At 55.4% G+C, this 18,642-nt stretch carries 18 protein-coding genes and 1 tRNA gene; 6 read left to right on the top strand and 13 right to left on the bottom strand.

Features of this window, described 5'->3' with window-relative positions:
- Positions 1-78: 78 nt before the first annotated feature.
- The 5 genes from H7849_RS13935 to H7849_RS13915 form a co-directional block, all read right to left on the bottom strand.
- The gene (locus H7849_RS13935; RefSeq protein WP_186740053.1) at positions 79-894 is read right to left on the bottom strand and encodes a family 1 encapsulin nanocompartment shell protein; all 816 of its coding nucleotides are present in this window, start codon (positions 892-894) and stop codon (positions 79-81) included.
- Complete coding sequence (locus H7849_RS13930) at positions 887-1,954, bottom strand: Dyp-type peroxidase (RefSeq protein ID WP_186740051.1); 1,068 nt, start codon at positions 1,952-1,954, stop codon at positions 887-889. The genes H7849_RS13935 and H7849_RS13930 overlap by 8 nt, the downstream gene beginning before the upstream one ends.
- A gap of 196 nt (positions 1,955-2,150) precedes the next feature.
- Positions 2,151-2,226: transfer RNA gene (locus H7849_RS13925), tRNA-Lys, on the bottom strand.
- A 113-nt stretch (positions 2,227-2,339) separates the two neighbouring features.
- Entirely contained in the window at positions 2,340-4,031 is a 1,692-nt protein-coding gene (locus H7849_RS13920) for a carboxypeptidase-like regulatory domain-containing protein (RefSeq protein ID WP_186740049.1), read from the bottom strand.
- Positions 4,032-4,195: 164 nt separating this feature from the next.
- A complete protein-coding gene (locus H7849_RS13915) occupies positions 4,196-5,953 on the bottom strand; it encodes a GWxTD domain-containing protein (protein ID WP_186740047.1) in 1,758 nt (585 codons plus the stop codon).
- Positions 5,954-6,228: 275 nt separating this feature from the next.
- Between H7849_RS13915 and H7849_RS13910 the strand changes: the two genes are divergently transcribed.
- The 3 genes from H7849_RS13910 to H7849_RS13900 all read left to right on the top strand — a co-directional run bounded on the left by H7849_RS13910 (position 6,229) and on the right by H7849_RS13900 (position 9,590).
- Complete coding sequence (locus H7849_RS13910; RefSeq protein ID WP_349627425.1) at positions 6,229-7,632, top strand: efflux RND transporter periplasmic adaptor subunit; 1,404 nt, start codon at positions 6,229-6,231, stop codon at positions 7,630-7,632.
- Between the two features lie 148 nt (positions 7,633-7,780).
- Positions 7,781-8,458: an ABC transporter ATP-binding protein gene (locus H7849_RS13905; protein ID WP_285288965.1), complete on the top strand. Its 678-nt coding sequence runs from the start codon at positions 7,781-7,783 to the stop codon at positions 8,456-8,458.
- Positions 8,459-8,618: 160 nt separating this feature from the next.
- The gene (locus H7849_RS13900; protein ID WP_186740045.1) at positions 8,619-9,590 is read left to right on the top strand and encodes a sigma-54-dependent transcriptional regulator; all 972 of its coding nucleotides are present in this window, start codon (positions 8,619-8,621) and stop codon (positions 9,588-9,590) included.
- A 466-nt stretch (positions 9,591-10,056) separates the two neighbouring features.
- Here H7849_RS13900 and H7849_RS13895 read toward each other — a convergent pair whose 3' ends face one another.
- Positions 10,057-10,338: a VOC family protein gene (locus H7849_RS13895; protein WP_251106817.1), complete on the bottom strand. Its 282-nt coding sequence runs from the start codon at positions 10,336-10,338 to the stop codon at positions 10,057-10,059.
- Here H7849_RS13895 and H7849_RS26855 point away from each other — a divergent pair.
- Positions 10,255-10,656, top strand: coding sequence for a hypothetical protein (locus H7849_RS26855; protein ID WP_251106839.1), 402 nt, complete (start codon positions 10,255-10,257; stop codon positions 10,654-10,656). The two genes, H7849_RS13895 and H7849_RS26855, sit on opposite strands and share 84 nt — an antisense overlap.
- Before the next feature lie 317 nt (positions 10,657-10,973).
- Here H7849_RS26855 and H7849_RS27445 read toward each other — a convergent pair whose 3' ends face one another.
- The 4 genes from H7849_RS27445 to H7849_RS13875 form a co-directional block, all read right to left on the bottom strand.
- Positions 10,974-11,168, bottom strand: a complete 195-nt coding sequence (locus tag H7849_RS27445; RefSeq protein WP_186740041.1) for an energy transducer TonB — start codon at positions 11,166-11,168, stop codon at positions 10,974-10,976.
- Entirely contained in the window at positions 11,114-11,401 is a 288-nt protein-coding gene (locus tag H7849_RS13885; protein ID WP_186747920.1) for a hypothetical protein, read from the bottom strand. The genes H7849_RS27445 and H7849_RS13885 overlap by 55 nt, the downstream gene beginning before the upstream one ends.
- A gap of 97 nt (positions 11,402-11,498) precedes the next feature.
- Positions 11,499-11,687, bottom strand: a complete 189-nt coding sequence (locus tag H7849_RS13880; RefSeq protein ID WP_186740039.1) for a hypothetical protein — start codon at positions 11,685-11,687, stop codon at positions 11,499-11,501.
- Between the two features lie 160 nt (positions 11,688-11,847).
- On the bottom strand, positions 11,848-12,762 hold the full coding sequence (locus H7849_RS13875; protein WP_186740037.1) for a cation diffusion facilitator family transporter: 915 nt from the start codon (positions 12,760-12,762) through the stop codon (positions 11,848-11,850).
- Positions 12,763-12,923: 161 nt separating this feature from the next.
- Here H7849_RS13875 and H7849_RS13870 point away from each other — a divergent pair, with 161 nt between their 5' ends.
- Together H7849_RS13870 and proC are read left to right on the top strand one after the other, a co-directional pair.
- Positions 12,924-14,702, top strand: a complete 1,779-nt coding sequence (locus H7849_RS13870) for a DUF885 domain-containing protein (protein WP_186740035.1) — start codon at positions 12,924-12,926, stop codon at positions 14,700-14,702.
- A gap of 178 nt (positions 14,703-14,880) precedes the next feature.
- Complete coding sequence (gene proC / locus H7849_RS13865) at positions 14,881-15,705, top strand: pyrroline-5-carboxylate reductase (RefSeq protein ID WP_186740034.1); 825 nt, start codon at positions 14,881-14,883, stop codon at positions 15,703-15,705.
- Here the strand turns inward: proC and H7849_RS13860 are convergent.
- The 3 genes from H7849_RS13860 to H7849_RS13850 form a co-directional block, all read right to left on the bottom strand.
- A complete protein-coding gene (locus tag H7849_RS13860) occupies positions 15,683-16,753 on the bottom strand; it encodes an NAD-dependent epimerase/dehydratase family protein (RefSeq protein ID WP_186740032.1) in 1,071 nt (356 codons plus the stop codon). The genes proC and H7849_RS13860 overlap by 23 nt on opposite strands.
- A gap of 28 nt (positions 16,754-16,781) precedes the next feature.
- Positions 16,782-18,020 (bottom strand): glycosyltransferase family 4 protein, encoded by a 1,239-nt coding sequence (locus H7849_RS13855; protein ID WP_186740030.1) that lies wholly within the window; start codon positions 18,018-18,020, stop codon positions 16,782-16,784.
- Between the two features lie 153 nt (positions 18,021-18,173).
- On the bottom strand, positions 18,174-18,581 hold the full coding sequence (locus H7849_RS13850) for a Synuclein family protein (RefSeq protein WP_186740028.1): 408 nt from the start codon (positions 18,579-18,581) through the stop codon (positions 18,174-18,176).
- Between the last annotated feature and the right edge of the window lie 61 nt (positions 18,582-18,642).

The raw sequence follows: 18,642 nt of genomic DNA, 5'->3' as shown, positions 1-18,642 counted from the left end.
GCTGTACATCCGGAAATGGAGAGCGTCTTTTGGGGTCGGCTCGGCTGCGTGCTTATCGCGCAGCCAAGCGAATATCTATCAAGCGGAGGGTTGTTGGGATGAAGAAAGTGCGACCGACGCCTCACTTGTCAGTACGCGGAAAGTGAATGTCTCCTGGAGATACAGTCGAACGATGGCGTCCGTATGGTTGAGATAGCCTATGGAAACATCCTGTCCGATATTGAGTTCGAAATCGCCGCCTCGCGTGGTCAGCACAAAGGCGCCATCAATGGCTGGCGCCCATACGATGTTTCCGTCAACAATGCGCTTGACGTGTTCCAGCAGGGGATATCCATGATCGCGGGTCTCAGAGAGTTCTGTGTACTCTTTCGCTCCAAGCAAAACGGAGTAAGGCCCATTCACGCCAACGATGCGCAATTGGCTCAGCGCCTGCGCAATAGCATCCGGGTATTCACGCACTTCCGCGGGTAAGGTCTTGACCGGATTGCTGGTACCTTCCCGAATGCCCTGTATATTCGCTGCACTATAACCATTGAAGATGGCGCGGTCTTCAGCAAATGCCATCTTCATCGCCGCGTCCTTGGCTGGCTGCCAATCGGAATCGTCGGAACCGCGCTCCACATCATCGATCGCCTGCCGAGTAAGTTCGAAGGGTACCCGCAGTTCGACGAGGGCCTTCACCTCACGCTGACTTGCAGCGATGCCGTCGGCTGGAGGCGCAATCGTCAGCAAGTGGCCGGTTGCGACTCCCGGCAGATCTAATCCACCTGGAGAGGGTACGTCGACGACTCGCCTACCGGCGAGATACCGCTTGAGCGTTCGCGTGGTCTCTTCTTCGATCTGAGCCCACGCTGCGTCTGAAATTGGTGCCAACTCCCGATGGAGATTATTCATCCTTCACTCCTTTTAACGATCCGATTCCAAGTGATGTGTCCCGCATGGGCGAGGCAGAAGACGAGTCGGACTCCACTGGTGGAGCGGCGATTGCCACGGCAGCAGGCTCATCTCCGATATTTTCGAGAAACGTCGCAGACGGTGCAAAGAACAGGCTTCCGGTGATTGGGCGGCTGAAGTCCAGCAATCTGTCGTAGTTGCCTGGTGGTCGCCCCACAAACATGTTTTCAAGCATCAATTCTGTGACGCGCGGAGAACGGCTGTATCCGATGAAATAGGTACCGAATTCTCCGAAACCGGGTCGTCCAAAGGGCATGTTGTCCCTTAGAATCTTGACCTCTTTTCCGTCCTCGACGATGACGGTCAAAGCGCTATGCGCCGAAGTGGGTTTGACGGCATCGTCTAACTCAATGTCGGAAAGCTTCTTGCGCCCAATAATGCGTTCCTGAGCTTCAGTAGAAAGAGCGTTCCAACTCTTCATATCGTGAAGATATTTCTGGACCAGAACATAGCTGCCTCCGGCAAACGGAGCGTCTTCTTCGCCGACGAGCGCGGCATCAAGAGCGGCCGTGCCCCTTGGATTTTCCGTTCCGTCAACGAAGCCGATCAGGTCTCGATCATCGAAGTAGCGGAAACCTTGCACCTCGTCGACGGCCGAGACAGCTTCTCCAATGCCTTGCATAATTTGCGTTACCAACTCGAAACAGCTATCCATTCGCTTGGCGCGAACATGAAAAAATACGTCGCCTGGCGTGGAGACGGCATGGCGTCCGCCCGCTCGGATCTCTCGAAAGGGATGAAGGTCGGCTGGTCGAGGACTGCCGAATAGCTTGTTCCAAGTGTCCGAACCGAAGCCCACGACGCAAGTAAGACCGGCCTCAATATCGCGGAATTCAACAGCTCGGATGAGCCCACCGAGGTCACCGCAGAACGAGCGCATGGTTGCGTAGCTTTCACGATCGGGCTTCACGCAGACGACCAGAAAGATCGCCGCGCGAGTGAGCGGCGCGAGCACCGGTTGCGGAAGCGCCTCCCGATTCAAGCCTTCGGTTACGATCATTCGACTTGCCTCACTCTGCTCAGAGCTTCGTTCATTCGGTCTGTCCCCTGAAACACAACTGTTTTAATTCCATTCCAGGAAGCTCGTGTAAGAACTAATGGTAATCGATCACTCGTGGCGCATGGTTGACGAGTAAAACCGAGATCTTAGTGACTACGGAGCTGACCAAGAGATTCTGCAAATGTGATTGATTTTATGGTGGACGCGGTAGGAATCGAACCTACAACCTGTCGGTTAAGAGCCGAATGCTCTGCCAGTTGAGCTACGCGTCCACATGCGCAGGAGGAAAACACTGCAGGGCTGATGAAGGGAAGCGTTCGATTTCGCGAACGCACTCCTAAGAATATAGCACAAAATGGCGTTGGAATTTCGCGCGTGAGCGATCTTAGAAGGAGAAGGAAAGACCACCCTGAACGCTGCGTTCTGCCTGCGCGAAGTAGAGCGTACTGCCATCCTGCGTGACAAATGGGCGATAGCCCTGTGCAAGCAAATTGCGTACGTCGATCAGCGCCTCTACGCGGTAGGGCAGGATACGACAGTGAATCGGTTGCCGCAAATAGAAGCTGAGGTAGGGATCAGGCAACTCTCCGTTGAATGGATCGACCGCGGTGACTGTGTCTGTTGGCTGCCATCTGTACGACGCACGCCATTGGGTGCCTGCCTGCTTCAGCTTGCCGCTCATGCTGGCAGAGAGCATGCCCGCTCGCCGTGGATGGAGGCTGTTGATTCCTTCTTCCAGCGAAACCTTTCCTGGCACAGAATTCATCGTCAGCGCATCACCCATGGCATAGGCAACGCTGAACCACGTGTCGTCGTTGATCCTTTCACGCATTTCGGCGAGCACGCCATTGCTGAAGAAGTTCTGCCCGGTTGCTTTCAGCAGATCGGTATTCGGGTCATACAGAAGATTGCCGCTATTCCAATCTGCGAGCGATAGGGTGCCACCGCCGCTGACAACGGGATTGTCGATGTGGTCCTGATAGACGGTCATCCGCCAGCGCAAATTGCCGTCGTGCCGCTCGTAAGATATCTCCTGGTGAAGACCTCGCTCGAGGAGAAGCTTGCCGTCTTTTTCCGTTAACGCAGGGGACAGAGTGCTCGCGCGATCGATCTCGTTTGCATGCTGTGCGCCAGGCGATGTAGATACGTGATATTCAACCGTGTTTTCACCGGCATGAACGCTCACTCCGGCAAATGGATGATTGGCAAACTGAGTTTCACCGAGATGGATCGCCTCGATCTCGTTCCCGAACTCAGCCGTGATTCCGTCCATCAGGTCCATGGATTCAGAGGAACGAAGGATCGCAGCCTGCATCCCCTGACCATCGAAGCCGCCTTGAATGTCTGGGCGATCCTCGACCGCCACCACTGTCCGGAATGTACGCCCTGGAGCGAGCTGCTTTGCGTAGCCAACGACTGTATTGAGGGACGCGCTCTCCGCCTGGCTCAGATCAGCTCGAAGAATCAATTGTTGATCGTCGCCATTCGAGCGCTGCATTTCGAAATCGTGGTGCATGCCGCCGTCGCCAAACTCATTGGCGCCGCCGCGAATGGTGACGCGGGCTTTCAGAGAGGGTGCGGTTCCGTCTCCATCGGAGACAACCACAAGCGGTCCATCTTCAAGCATACGCAGCAGTGGACGGTTGGCTGAAAGGCGCAGGGTCCACGTCCAATCGTCCTGCGGCTCATCCGCCTGGCGCGGTTTTGCCGGAAGCCATCGAAAAGCTTCATAGAGGGTGTTCAACGTTAAGTTGACGACCACTTTGGAGTCAGCGAGCACGCGAAGGTTTTCGCGCAAAGTGGGCAGGAAAAAGGACCCCGAAGCTTTGAGGTTGTAGCTACCCGGAGAAAGATCCCTCAGGGAGTAGCGACCGTGGTCGTCAGTGAAAGTATTTGCAATGACAACAAGATTCGGCCCCAGCAATTCAACCAGGGCGCCGACCTGCGGTGTGCCCTTGGCATCGCGCACAATCCCTGAGACAGCCCCTGGTCCTTCTGCATATGCAGACAGCGCAAACGCAGTGATCAGCAGCGCAAGCGCTGGGCCAAACTTGATTCGCAGATTGGGAACTATCATCCTCACCGATTTCGTTCGTCGCTAGAATCGGTTGACACTCTTCAGGCGTTCCTTGCTGTCCTGGAAAACGTCAAGCGACCCTAAAATACTCCTGGCCGATTGCCCCAAAATCGTTGTTGTTCAGAACCGGCAACTCTTGTGGTTGCTCCGTCCTTTGCTTCCTGCTACTCCACCGTAAACGGCGCCGACTGGGCAATCTCCTGATTGGAGACGCTGTCGTTCACCTTGATTCTGATTTGATACTTGCCTGGCTGAAGATTTGCAAGGGGGACGCTACGCTCCAGCGTTACCTGATCGGAACTGGCGCTCAATTTCTTTGAGTCCTCCTGCATATCGAGGACCGCCTTATTCGAGGCCAAATCAATAATCTGATATTGAATAGTTGCGGAGTTTTGTTTGCTCTTCTCGTCAATTCCTAGGTTATACACCTGCATCCAGAAATTCAGCTTCTGCGTCCGCTGGAATGATGGCGAAATTGTAGGATTCGAAGTGACCGCTGGCAAGAGCTTTGTGTTACCGATCACAAAATTTCCTGCGCCAATTTCTTTCGACGGCACCAGTTCCATGCGATTGGCAAGAATCAACGATGAAGCCGAGAGTTTGTCTTCGTCGTACTTCGGAACGTTGATCGCCTGCGCCCACACGCCGAGGTGGTCCGGGTTGTTCACATCCTTGATGCCGATGTCAACGCGATAGCGGCCCGGGCGCAGAGGAAGCGACTTCCAGTAAAGGCGTTTGTTGTCGAGAGTCTTGGTCAGGAGCTCCGTCGGAACTTCTACTTCAACCGTGTCCTCAAAGCTCTGCACAATCTTGCCTGTGATCGTTGAGACGCGACCGATAATATGAACTTCACCGACATCGATGCCGTCTTTGTTGTTGAAGGTGATGTCGCGGTTCTTGATCTGTAGAGTGATCGGTACCAGCACGGTGTCATCCGTCACTTTGACGTAGTCCGTGCGCACATCGAAGGGGAAGTAAGGCCCCGTCATAAGCTTGTGGTTCGACATGAATGACTCAAGCTCGAGGTCCTTGAACTTGATTACGGGCGGTGCCTGCAGCTTGGCATACTGTTCGAGTCGATCAAATTGCTTGCTCTGTTGCATGCCCGCCATAGGCCCATTACCCAGCGATTCCAGGCCGCCGCGGAAACGATCGGACTGCTTGGCCATGCCCATCTGCTCATACATCGTCTGGCCCGCGCCCGGCACGTGCAACAGCGCATCCTTCTCCGAGCGGTCAATGGTCATGTGATAGTCGCCGCACATGCAGGTGTCGACGAATTCAATGTCGATGTTCTCGCCGATGCCTTCGATGTAGCGGTAGTGCCAGGTTTCGAAGGGGTACGTCGAAGTTGTGCCGCCCCCTTCATCCATCGGTCGGTCGTAGGTGCCGCCGCTGGGATGGGAGTCGATGCTGTCCGGCTTCCCGTATGCGATGTACATGTGGCCGCGGTCGGTCTTCCAGCCTGGCTTGCCCGCGGCGAAATGCTCGTTCGCGTATTCAATGCGGCGATAGTGTTCTTCGCGGAACTCATTCTCAGGCGAATCGGGGTTTGGATTGCGGCGCTGCCAGAAGGCTTCGATAAAAGCGTCGCGCTCTTCGTCGTTGCTGAGACTCTTGAAGGCTTTTAATTCCTGATCGGTGATGATCCAATGAACGTCCTGATCAACCCACTTTTTGTAGGGTCCCTTTAACTCCTGCTTCAGTTCTTTTTGCTGGCTTCGGCGCTCTTTATCAGAGAGCTGGCGCTTGAGCGGATCTTCAGTGGAAGAAGCCGGCGTCGAAGGACTCTGGGCGTCGGCCTGCGGCGCCGCCGGGCGGGTCTGCAATTGAGGATCGCTCTGCGTCGTGGACTGTGCCTGAGAAATCGCGAAGGCCCCAAGGGAGATCGCGACAAAAATGGGAATACGGCCCTTCAACATATTGTTTTTCTGTTACCCCTCTACCGCATTCTTAATTCTACGAATTCATGAAGAAGGAATACAAGCCGCTGTTGCACATTGTTAGACGGAAATGAACGCGATTCGGTGCTATCCCATCAATAATTCCGCCTGATATCATGGTCAGCACTCGGCGGGGTAGACAATCCAGCGCACGGACGCTGCGATTTTGGGGAACCTGGCCCGCCAGATTTGCGTACTTCTGGGCGAGTGGACGGGCAAGGCGTTCGAGATCCGCAGACACAGGAAGACTGGCTTTGAAAAAAATCATCATTGTAGTTGCAGTAATTCTTGCCGTGGCAGGTATTGTCGCGCTCACCGTGGTTCGTGCCCAGTCCGGGTATACGAAGGTTCTTACCGGCAAAGTTGTACGAGGCAACCTGGTTTCGGTTGTCAGCGGGACCGGCCAGATCAAGCCTAAAACGTATGTCAACGTCGGCGCGACAGCTTTCGGACGTATCACGCACCTCTATGTCAAAGAGGGAGATCACGTAAAAAAGGGTCAGATCCTGGCAACGGTGGAGAGTATCCAGCCGGAAGCCAACGTTGACGCCCAGAAGGCCGCGATTGACGCTGCCAAAACGGATATAGCCTCATATATCGCGGCGGAGAAGACAGCGGAAGCCAATGTCGAGCATGCCAAGGCCGATCTGGAGCAGAAAAAGCTCGATTACGATCGGTATACGGCGCTCTACGCAGAAAAACTGGTTTCCAAGGCCGATTTCGATGCCAAAAAGGCTGCTTATGACACGGATGTCGCCACGCTGAATCAGAGCACCGCCGCTCTTGTGCAGGCAAAGGCGCAGACAGACTCCGCTCGCGGACACCTGGGCACCCAAGTCGCGACACTCCGTTTTAATGAAGACGCGTTGAACAAGACAGTCAGCCTAGCGCCATTCGATGGGCTCGTGACCAACCTGCCAGTGCGCGAGGGAGAGACAGTGGTCGTCGGCATCCAGAATGCCGAAGGATCGACGCTGATGACGCTCGCCGACATGTCGATCATTACCGCAGAAGTGAAGGTGGACGAAACCGACATTGTGAACGTCGCTCTCGGTCAGGAAGCTGACGTAAGTGTGGATGCGCTTCCGGGCAAAGTCTTCAAAGGGCATGTCACAGAGGTTGGCGACCAGGCTCTGTTGCGGTCTACCGGTGTTGCCACCAGCCAATCGACCAGCGGGACAGAGGAAGCGAAGGACTTCAAGGTAGTCGTGACTGTCGATCAGGCGACCGATCTATTAAAGCCGGGACTCTCTGCTACGGCGAAGATCACGACCGCGAGCCGGGCGAATACTCTATCCATTCCGATTCAAGCGCTAACGCTTCGCGCTCCTGAGGATGCAAAAGGAAAGCCACATTTTCAGAAGGCATCCACTGCCACCCCCAGCGCGCCGCCCGCTGCCGACGCACCGAAGGTGCAGGGTGTTTTCGTAGTGCACACGGACAAGAGCGGGAAGATGCGGGCTCATTTCGTACCTGTGATGACGGGGATTACCGGCACCACGGATATCGAGGTGACCAGCGGACTGAAAGAAGGCGATGAGATTATCACGGGCTCGTATCGGATCTTGCGTAATTTGAAGGACGACTCGCTGGTTAAGCGGGATACGACTCCAGTGACGGTAAACAAAGACGAAAGCGATTCTTCTTCGTCTTCATAGGTATGGGAGAATCAGGAGCAGGTTAATGACGACCCAGACAACCATGGAAGCTGAAGAGCAAATCATCACCGGCCCAGGCAGCCCATCACCGAATGGGCCTGGACCGGGTGACATCATTGTGGTGCACGACTTGTGGAAGACCTACGATATGGGATCAGAGCAGCAGGTGCATGCTCTGCAGGGCGTATCGCTGCGTATTAAGCAGAACGAGTACGTTGCCATCATGGGTCCGTCCGGGTCGGGCAAATCGACGCTGATGAATCTGATCGGCTGCCTCGATACTCCAAGCAAAGGCGAGTACTGGCTCAATGGGCATCTGGTCAGCGATCTGAACGATGACGAACTGGCGCGTATTCGCAACCGGGAGATTGGCTTCGTTTTCCAGACCTTTAACCTGCTGGCACGCGCGACGGCACTGCACAATGTCGAGTTGCCCTTAATCTACAACGGCACCCATGCTGCTGAGCGCATCGAACGCGCTGAGGGCGCTCTTCGAGCTGTAGGCTTAGGCGACCGCATGCAACACAAACCGAACGAGCTCTCGGGCGGTCAGCGGCAGCGCGTGGCTATCGCGCGCGCGCTTATCAACCGGCCATCGATCATTCTTGCCGACGAACCGACAGGCAACCTCGATTCGAAGACCGGCGATGAAATCATGGCTCTCTTCGATGAATTGCAGGCGAAGGGGAACACGATCGTGCTGGTGACGCATGAGCCGGACATCGCCGAGTACGCGCATCGCGTGGTGATGATTCGCGACGGCAAGATCTTCTCCGACCAGCCGTCGTCCCGAGTTCGGAAGCCACCAGAACATACTCATTCTTAGGTGCTTATCGCAACTGAATTCAACTTGCAGAGAGCGCCATTTCCGGCGCTCTTTTTCTTTGCTGCCATCGCCTATCACTTTCCGCTCCGTTGCCGATAGATTGCGTAGGCTGCCGTATATCCGGTGAGTCTGACAATCGAACGAGGCCTGGGGAGCAGCGGTGGCAAGTTTTTCGCAAGTGAGTGGTCAATCGACGGCTGATGCAATGATCGCCGACGAGGTGAGAGACGGCGGTGGGGAGCTGGCGCGACTGGGAGACATGGTGGCGCGCAGTCTTGTCATGCAGCGGCTCCTCTCGCGCCTGAAACATTCTGCTCAGCACCTCCGTATCGTCGCCATCGAAGGCGAGGCCGGTACGGGAAAGGCGATCACGGCGCGGACGCTGCACGCGTTGGGCGCTGCGTCCCAGGCGGCGTTTGTCGCCTGCTCTGCTTCGCGGTTTATATCCGCTGAGACGCAGTCGGTGCTGGAGGAGGTTCGCGGTGGTGCGCTGTTTCTTACCCGCATCCACGATCTCGGCGCGGACCAGCAATCGCGCCTCGTCGATTTCCTCGAATGGTGGGAACACCGCAGCGGGCGTGATGCCACCGGCTTTTTCCCGCGGCAACTTTTTGTCAGTTCATGCAAACCCCTTCGTCAAATGTCGGCCAGCGGCGAACTGCGTGCGGATCTTTGCTACCGGCTCACCGCTATTCGTTTTGAGCTGCCGCCGCTGCGCGAGCGCCGCGACGATATCGGCGCGCTGGCCGATTGGTTTGCGACCCGCTGCGGAGCGGCGCATGGCAAACCGGTGCGCGGGTTGGGGCAAGGGTCGCTTGCCCGGCTGCTCTCGCACAACTGGCCCGGGAACGTGCGCGAGCTTGAAACCATCATTACCAACGCGGCGATGAACTGTCCGGGGCAGTGGATTCGGCCTATCGACATTCCGTCGCTGACGACGGTTGTGGCGCCCGAAACTCAGCCGCAAGATTCCGTAGTCGAAAATGATCCGAATCTCGACCGCATGATCCTGCGCCATGTCACCGAGGTACTTGCGAAAACGGGCGGAAACAAGCTACGTGCGGCACGGCTGCTCGGGATAAGTCGCTCGACGCTATACCGGCTACTGGATTCAGGAAGTCTTGCTTCCTAGACCCCCTCCGGGTTTTTTGTAAAATCCTCTTTTTATTCGGGTTATGGGTGCGGAGCGGGACAGCGCTCCCGCGGCAGCGAGTCAATGCTTCGCGTCGGCAAGTCGGCTATTATCGCCCTCCTGACTGCTCTCTCTCGTGGTTGTAAGATGACCCCCTAACTTCTGTTAAATTCCTCATTTGACATGGGTTAGGGTGTATCTTGATCAATTTTAGCCTAAATTGCTCTATTTACGAGGGTTAGCGGTTAGGCTGATGTTTCTCTAAAAGAAAAAGGCACGGGATTCGTCCCGCGCCTCTAACTTCTATTATAGCAAACTTAGCGGTAATTTCTCGCGAGTCCTCGTCCGAGGGGAAGTCATTTGAATTGAGATAGTTGTGGTGCTCATGGCAAGCGGAGGGGCTTGACAGGTTTGTGGGGGCGAAGCTGGCCCCTCTCTTTTTGCGATTGAATGTGGATCTAGCCCGTTATGATTTACGCCCGTCCGTGATGTGCCACAAAACGCCCGTCGGGTCGCTCAGGTAGAGGACGCGGATTCCCCAAGGCTGCATCGCCGGGGGCCTGCACATGATTCCCGGGTATTTGTTGGCGAAGTCCAGACGCTGGATCTGCTCCCACCATGCGTCCGCGTCCTCGACTGCGAGGCTCATCATGAAATTGCCTGCGTGTTCGGCGACGTAGAAGGTCTGGAGCAGGAATCGGAAGGAGCCGATCTGGAACTCGGCGATCTGGTCGTTGCTCCAATTGATCGTGAATCCGAGGTCGGTGTAGAACTGCCGGGAGAGTTCGGGGTCTCGGGCGGGTACGAATGTCTTGAGATCGGTTACGGGGCTTGGCAGCATGGCGTCTCGCTTTACGTCGGAAGTCTGGGTTTGCGTGGACAGGATATGGGAGGGTGGTGGATTCCTCAAGGTGTTGCGTTTGTGGATGTGGGGGCGCGGATAAGGTGGCGCGTCGGTTGCCCGACGCGCGTCGTGAGTGATCCGCTGCGGTCTTCGACCTTTGCGGATGGGCCTGCGGCAGCAAGGTACGCCGTCTTCGACGGCGGTTTTATTTCACAGGGCTGAAGCCCTGTGCTTCTACCATTCTGATGTGCGCGCGGACTGGAAAGACCCACGTTAGCTCGGGAAGTCTTCGACTTCGCTCCTCCTAACATGGGGCTCCCGGCTTTTCGACGGCGAGTTTTTTCGCGGGGCTGAAGTCCTGCGCTACTAACCGGCCTTGCTGCGCAAGGCGATCCCATGTCTCAGAATCGAGACATGGGGCACCCAAAGTTAGATCTGAGGCCGCCCCACCCATGGATGCTTCCTCCGGTTGGTGGTTAGAATGACGGCCCCTATCAGATTCTCCCTAAGACACGAAGCCCGTAGGAGCGGGCTTTTTCTTATGGAGCTGGCATTTCACAGTAATAGCTTACGGACAGGGTGTTCTTTTCGTAACCAGATGGGAGTGTTCCGTAGTTGGCTGTTTTCTGCACTGCTCTAAGACAAGAGCTATCAAGGGTCGGAGAATTACTCGATTTGGCTACAGAAATGTGAGTAGCGTCTCCATTCTTGGATATTTCAAATGAGACATACACTCTGCGCCTGGAGGAGTAGAAGCATCAACATCGTTCAAATTCCAGTGATATTGCGTAACAATACGTAGCTTTTGAACATACAAAGGAAAACGACTGGCGAAGTTCTTATCTGTAGACGTCGCGCTTTTAGTGGGCGCTTTCTCAGCGTTCTCGCTGGGTGGGGTTTCTTGGCAATAATCACCATGGGTAACCATTGAGCAGATCATCAGAGCCAGCAAAAATAACGTGCGCACATTTCCTCCAGCGCATTCCCGATACGCTCACTAGCGTAACCGAATATCACTCAATTCCGGTCGTCCAAGTTCTTTCCGAAAGCAATTCAATGGTTACTCATGGGCGCACCGGAAGCCCCTCAAGCTTGCGTCCCAAATCTCCGAGGCGGTGCCGGGCATCCGGCTGTGCGTTATGGCAAACCTGTTGAAAGGCTGAAGATTGTGCCACAGCCCTCAGCGCAAGCACTGCACCGTATTCCGTCGTTCCATAGAGGTTCCCGTTGGTACCCGGAACCAACGCCGACATTGGACTGGAGCCATCCTTGCCGTCAAAGGTGTGCAGCGTCGTCAGGGTCCAGATGCAGTGACTCTGAAGACCGTGCCAAGCTCCGTTGTCCCGTAGATAGTTTGAATGAGAACAGCAGATTAAACGTTTGAGGATCGATACCAAGCTGATGGCAATCGGATTACATTTGGCTGTGACTTGGATTGAGGAGCTCTTCCTCCGGTTCCATGTGAACTAGAACTTTCGCTACACGGTCGACTTCGGCGAGGACCCGGTCCTCAACACGATGGGAAATTGCGTGACCGGATCGAACGGTGATATTGCCGTTCACGATCACGTGAAGATCGACATAGTATTGAAAGCCGACCTTGCGCACGAAGCACTTTTCCAGGCCCACAACGCCGGGAACGGACGCCGCAACCCGGCGGACATGTTGTTCGATCTCCGGAGGCGGAGCTGCGTCGAGTATCTCTGCCAAGGGAGTGCGGATCTGGCGTGACGCGTTGAAGAAAATTACCACAGATGCGCAAAGAGCAGCCCAATCGTCTGCGCGTGCATTCTTCGTTAAAAGGGCGACTGAGATTCCAATAAATGCAAATAACGAAGTGATGGCATCACTCAAGTGGTGCCATGCGTCTCCCCGGACTGCGGTGCTGTCGATGTTGTGAGCGACGGAGGAGACATAGCGTGCCAGCACCAGTTTGATAGCGAAGACTGACAGCAGAACCCAGAGGGTGTATCCCCTTGGCAGGGGATGCGGAGTGCGAATGAGATTGAAGCTCTCAATGGCAATGACCACAGCGGCGGCTGCCATTCCGAGGGCGACAACAATCGCGGCAACGGGTTCGGCCTTGCCGTGTCCATAGGGATGTTCTTTGTCGGGTGGCTTGATTGCGAAACGCAGCCCGAAATAGACGACAGCGGAACTCAGCACGTCCGATAGGGACTCGATACCGTCGGCTACGAGGGCAAAAGAGTGCCCGATGAGTCCGACAGTGCATTTACAAATTGTGAGGGCAAAATTGGAAGCAATGCTTACAAGCGAGGCATGGAGTCCGTGTCGTACCTCTTGTTCTGTTTTAGAACTGTTTTTCATTACACAACAGGAGACGTGGCTAATTCTTCGAAACTCTTCGATCTTACTATGCAAGGGCGCGAGATACGATTGTGGCTCATGGAAATTGCCTGTTTCTCGGTTGTGCTCTGAACAGGGCATCGCGGTCCCCTGATACACTTCGCTTTAAGCCCATCCTTACTATGAAGAAGCTGATTTCTTTCACTCTCGCCTCCTCTTTGTTCTTTATTTCCGCTATCCATTTACATGCGCAAGCTGCGCAGAGTGCTGCGGATCGCAGTAAGGCGCTAAGTGGGCTGTTTGCGGAGATGTGGGAAGACCGGCTGCAGCATTCGCCGGAGTTTGCTTCTTCGATTGGAGACAAGCGGTGGAATGACCAGCTCACGGACTATTCTGTCGCGGCCTACAATGATCGGCTGGCGAGGGGGCGCGATTATCTGCTTCGTCTTGCTGCTATCGATACGACGGGGTTGAGCGATCAGGAGGAGTTGAGCAAGGACCTGATGGCGCGGGAACTGGCGGAGCAGCAGGAGGCTGCGAACTTTAAGCCCTGGGAGATGCCGGTCGATCAGTTCAATGGGTTGCAGTCGTCGCTGCCGCAGCTGGTTTCGCAGCTCAGTTTTGAGACGGTCAAGGATTATGACGATTACATTGCGCGTTTAAAGAAGATGCCGGCGGCCTTTCAGCAGATTACAGACAACATGATGACGGGAATGGACGATCACCGTGTGCCGCCGAAGTATCTGTTGGAGAAGGTGCTGGTGCAGGTGAATACGATCGCCCAGGAGAAACCGGAGGACACTCCGTTTGCGCGGCCGCTGAAGAAATTTCCCAGCGCTGTTTCCGCGGCGGATCAGGAGCGGATCAAGGCAGAGATGCTGGATGCGATCCAGAAGCAGGTGCTGCCTGCGTACACGCGCTTTGCGAAGTTTCTGCAGGGGGTGTATATCCCGGCGGGGCGCACGGAGCCCGGCGTGTGGTCGCTTCCGGATGGCGACAAGTACTATGCCTTTCGCGTGCGCCAGAGCACGACGACCGATCTGACGCCGGACCAGATTCACCAGATTGGCCTGGATGAAGTGAAGCGCGATGAAGCGGAGATGCTGGTGATCGCGCAGAAGCTTGGGTTCAAGGATCTGGCTTCGATGCGCGCGTCGATTGCGAGCAATGCGACGCTGCATGCGAAGACGAAGGAGCAGATGCTCGATCTTTATCGGCATGACATCGATCAGATGAAGACGAAGCTGCCGGATTTGTTTGGGCGGCTGCCGAAGGCTCCGCTGGTGGTGGATGCGGTGCCTGCGTTCATTGAGAAGGATCAGGCTCCGGCATACTACGAGCATGGAACGCCGGATGGCAAGCGGCCGGGAACGGTGTATGTGAACACGTATGACTTTGCGCACCGCTCGCTGGCGAATGTGGAGTCGATTGCGTATCACGAAGGATTGCCGGGGCATCATTTGCAGATTTCCGTTGCGCAGGAGTTGACGGGGCTGCCGGAGTTTCGCAAGTACATGCATTACACCGCCTACACGGAGGGCTGGGGGCTGTATGCGGAGCATCTGGGGAAGGATGTGGGATTTTATCAGGATCCGTATTCGGACTATGGACGGCTGGAGGCGGATATTTTCCGCGCGATTCGGTTGGTGGTTGATACCGGAGTGCACTCGAAGCATTGGTCGCGGGATCAGATGGTGGCTTTCTTCAAGGAGCATTCGGGGTTGGACGATGCGACGGTCAATGCGGAGGTCGACCGCTATATTGCGTGGCCCGCGCAGGCGCTGGGATACAAGATGGGTCAGCTGAAGATTCTGGAACTGCGTGCGAAGGCGCAGAAGGAATTGGGCGCGAAGTTTGATTTGAAGGCGTTTCATGATGAGGTGGTGGACTCTGGGGCGCTGCCGCTGGATGTATTGGATGAGCGGGTGACGGCTTGGATTGCGCAGCAGAAAGGGAAGTAGGCTAGTCTTAGTTATGCCTTTTCTGTACAGGTGAAATTTCCTCAGAAGAAGATCGCCATTGTGAAGCACGGTGAAGAATATTAGTAAGTTGCCTTACCGATAGATCGCTGAGATTCTTCCTCCCGTTGGTCGTCAGAATGACGATCTCCATCAACACGAAATCTGATTCAGAGGCGAGATGAACGAAGATCTTTCTCAAGTACGTGTCGCGGTTCTGGGCGCGGGTAAAATGGGCGGCATTCTGCTGCAGGCGTTTCTGAAGCAGCAGCTTTTTCGGCCAGAGCAGCTTGTGGCGACGGTTGCCCATGAAGAGCGCGCGCAGGTGCTCTCCGCGCAGTGGGGCGTGGAAGTGACGACGGATAATGTCGCGGCGGCGAAGGGCGCGGACCTGATTCTGCTGGGCGTGAAGCCGTTTCAGGTGGGCGATCTGGTTCACCAGATCCAGCCGGCGCTGACTGCCGATAAGATGCTGATTTCGTTTGCGACGGGAGTGAAGACGAGCGCGATGGAAGAGGCTGCGGGCGTTGCCATCCCTGTGATTCGCTCGATGCCGAATACGCCTTCCATGCTGGGCGTGGGGATGACGGCATTGTGTCGCGGCAAGTATGTGACGGATGCGCAGATGCTGATGGCTTCGCGTATCTATGAGACGATTGGCCGCACGGTAATTGTGGATGAGAAGCACATGGATGCCGTGACGGCGCTTTCGGCGTCAGGACCAGCGTATATCTATATCATTCTTGAGTCGCTGGCGGAGGCGGGCGTGAAGGTCGGGCTGCCACGCGATACGGCAACCTTGTTGGCGGCGCAGATGACCTTTGGCGCGTCGAAGATGGTGCTGGACACGGGGTATCATCCGGCGCTGCTGAAGGATGCGGTGACCACGCCAGCGGGCTGCACGATCGACGGCATTCTTGAACTGGAAGAGGGCGGACTGCGCGTGACGTTGATTAAGGCAGTGATGCGCGCGGCGCAGCGGGCTAAGGAGCTAGCTGCGGGCTGACCTGCCTAGGTAGACGAGTCTCTGACGGGTCGACGCCAAAGTCTTCCGGTTTGTCCTTTTTCCAATCCTCGAATGACTCTTCAAGAGAGTATTGGTATGCGTAGCCGAGCTCCTGCAAGCGGCGCGGCTCGATGTTGGTGGAGCGATAGAGTTTGCGAATGCGCGTCGGCGAGACCGGTTGCTTGATGCCGAATATCCTGGCGATGAATTCGACTGGATAGGAGACGCCGAGGAGCAAACCACGGGGAATCGAGTGCGGCTCGCGGTTGATTCCGCCAACTTTGCGGATGGCTTCGACGTACTGGCTGAGGGCGGGAGTAGGCTGTACGGAGAAGTTGAGCAACGTCAAGCCCTCGCTATTCCTCTTCTGGTAGTCGACGCCAAAGAGGAAAACGTTCGTGAGTTCCTTTACGTAGCCGCCCGCTTTCCGCGTGGCTTTATTTCCCATGTAAGCAAAATAGCCCTTTGTCAGGCTGTGGATGAGGCGCGTGACGTTTCCACCTTCTCCGGGACCGAAAACCACGCCGGGGCGCACGATCAGAAGCCTTCTTCCGGGGGCTGCCTTCTGCCAGGCAGTATGCATCTTTTCGGCGACGAGCTTCGAGCCTCCGTATGGGGTCTCAGGGACAGGCAGCGATTCTTCGTGCTTGCTCTCCTCGGAGACCGCATAGGGAGAAATGGAGCTGGTGAAAACGATGTGGTTGCAGTTGACCGCATCGGCGTAGTTGCAGACGTGCATAGCGCCGAGGAGGTTTGTCTCGTAGTATTCGCTCGGCTGGTGGCCCGGCTCACGATGGACGGCGGCAAAGTTGAAAATCAGATCGGCATTCGGCAGCGCATCGACCGGCATTGGCTGGCGAATATCGTGCTGGACAAAACGGGCCTTGCCCGACCCCAACGCAGCCCGAAGGCCTGCCGCATAAGGCGCGGTTTGCGGTGGGTTGATGTCAACAAGTACGATTTGCTCGACACCGAACTCCCGCAGGAGTCGCTGCGCGGTGTGGGTGCCGATAAATCCTGTTCCTCCAAAGATGACGACTTGCTTCAAACGTAGTTCCTTCGGCAAAAAAATCTAACTAATCTAGTTCACAATCCCGGGGGAAAAGACGTGCTGTTTGGCCACATCGGTCATGCCTGATCAGGTTCAAGAAGCGATCAGCGATGTGTCCAATATTGAAATTTCGCTCCGCGTATGCGCGCGCTTGTTTTGCGTACGCGGCTCTTTCATGAGGATTATCTATGAATTTCCGCGCAGCGAAAACGAAATCTTCGGGCGAATCCGGTGAAACCAGGAGTCCGGCCTTTGCTGCCTGGATGACCTTGGCCGCCTGATTCACGTTAGGGGCGGCCATCAGAATCGGCCGCGCAGCACAAAGGTATGCAAGGGTCTTTGAGGGAACGGCAAACTTTCCGGCATCGGAATCGAGCAGCGCGATAAGGACGTCGGCGGTTGCCATGACTTCTGAAAGGCGCTCGTATGGCTGAAAAGGATGGAGGCGGAAGGCCTCCGGGCTGATGTCTTTTGTCTGATCGCGCAGCCAGTCTGCGCCTGCGCCGGCCGCGTTTACGATAAGGATTGCCTCACGCGTGGCGTCCAGATGCTTTGCGAGGCACAGCAGCAGCTCCGGGCGATGTTTCATGCCGAGCGTGCCTGAGTACATGAAGCAGAACTTCTGTGCAACGCCATTTTCACGCGCCCAGGGATTGTCCTTGGACATCGGCGTGATTTCATCGAGCGGGGACCAGTTTTCGATGAGGTGAATTTTTTCTTCCTCAATCCCCCAGTCCTTTACGTAATCGACGAAGCTGTCAGAGATGCAGACAATGGAATCGGACTGACGAAGGAGTTTCTTCTCCAGCGATTCATAATAGGCTCCGCCAATATTTGCCAAAATTTTTTGTCTGCGTGCCAGAACGAAGCGCACAGCCATGCTGTATACGTCCTGAAGCCAATAAATGAATTTCGCGTTGTGCTTTCTCGCGGCCTTCAGGAGGATCTTCTGGGCGTCCAGCGGCATGTTCGCCGAAATCACTACGTCGGGCTTGAACCTGCTCACTGCTTCAGCTACGGCCATGCCGTATTCGATATCGGCTGCACGGCGGCTGCGGATGGAGTGTTTTTCGAAGGCTCTCTTGATGTTAAGCCCGCTGATATTCAGGCGATGAGCGGTGTTGGCCGCCTCGACGGCGCCTTTCGGAGTGGATAGATTGCCGGAGAAATAGACGTGCTCTACTTCGTGACCGCGGATGACGAGTTCACGGCTGAGTTGGATCTGAAATGGGTGACCACAAAACTCGTTAACGAAAATCCGCATTCCCTGACCTGAGGAAAAGTCTTAAAAGTCTAACAAGTAGTAGCTAGTTAGCAAGTAGTAGCTAGTTAGGTCAGTTTACTGGGAAAGAGGCTGGAATTTCCACACGAATCTCGTGCGTTGGCATTACTCTGTCGTAATCGTTACTAAGAGTAGTTACTGTGGTGAGGTAGAGTCGTTGACTTTCTGCTGAGTTTCCTTGCTTTTGTCTTTTACTTTTTGGGTCGTTTCTTTGTTCGTATCTTTTACTTTGGTAGACGGCTCCTTATCGGGGTCGAATACCTTCTGAGTTCCTTCTTTCGTCTTGTCGTAAGCCTTGGTCGAGCCCTCCTTGGTCTTATCGTAGGCTGTTGTGGTGCCTTCCTTTGTTTTGTTATAGCCGGTGGTCGTGCCCTTCTTGACGGCATGACCAGTGCTCTTGGCGGCATCTTTTGTGTCGGTTCCGGCTGTCTTCGCGTCTTGCGACGCGGTGGTTTGGGCCGAGGATGCGGCGTAAGTGCTGAAGATTAAGGCAGATGACAGTAGAATCGGCGCAAGTCGTTTGATCGGGGGCGGAATTTTCATAGCGTAAGGTGAGATTCGATGCCCTGCCAAAGAGTTGCAGTGCCGGAGCGATTAGAATTGA

It is taken from the genome of Alloacidobacterium dinghuense, from assembly GCF_014274465.1.
Taxonomy (GTDB): domain Bacteria; phylum Acidobacteriota; class Terriglobia; order Terriglobales; family Acidobacteriaceae; genus Alloacidobacterium; species Alloacidobacterium dinghuense.
Note: the sequence above shows the minus strand (reverse complement) of the source record. Positions and strands in the feature narration are given on the sequence as shown.